At 53.5% G+C, this 520-nt stretch carries 1 rRNA gene; it reads right to left on the reverse strand.

Features of this window, described 5'->3' with window-relative positions:
- Positions 1-520, reverse strand: a 16S ribosomal RNA gene (locus M3I56_RS41865); the annotation flags it as partial.

Here is a 520-nt window from a genome sequence, read left to right on the forward strand (position 1 = left end):
TCAAGGGTAGGTAAGGTTTTTCGCGTTGCATCGAATTAATCCACATCATCCACCGCTTGTGCGGGTCCCCGTCAATTCCTTTGAGTTTTAATCTTGCGACCGTACTCCCCAGGCGGTCAACTTCACGCGTTAGCTACGTTACCAAGTCAATGAAGACCCGACAACCAGTTGACATCGTTTAGGGCGTGGACTACCAGGGTATCTAATCCTGTTTGCTCCCCACGCTTTCGTGCATGAGCGTCAGTATTGACCCAGGGGGCTGCCTTCGCCATCGGTATTCCTCCACATCTCTACGCATTTCACTGCTACACGTGGAATTCTACCCCCCTCTGCCATACTCCAGCGATGCAGTCACCAATGCAGTTCCCAGGTTAAGCCCGGGGATTTCACATCGGTCTTACATCACCGCCTGCGCACGCTTTACGCCCAGTAATTCCGATTAACGCTCGCACCCTACGTATTACCGCGGCTGCTGGCACGTAGTTAGCCGGTGCTTATTCTTCCGGTACCGTCATCCCCG

The sequence above is a fragment of the Paraburkholderia sp. CNPSo 3281 genome, from assembly GCF_024206515.1.
GTDB classification, from domain to species: domain Bacteria; phylum Pseudomonadota; class Gammaproteobacteria; order Burkholderiales; family Burkholderiaceae; genus Paraburkholderia; species Paraburkholderia nodosa.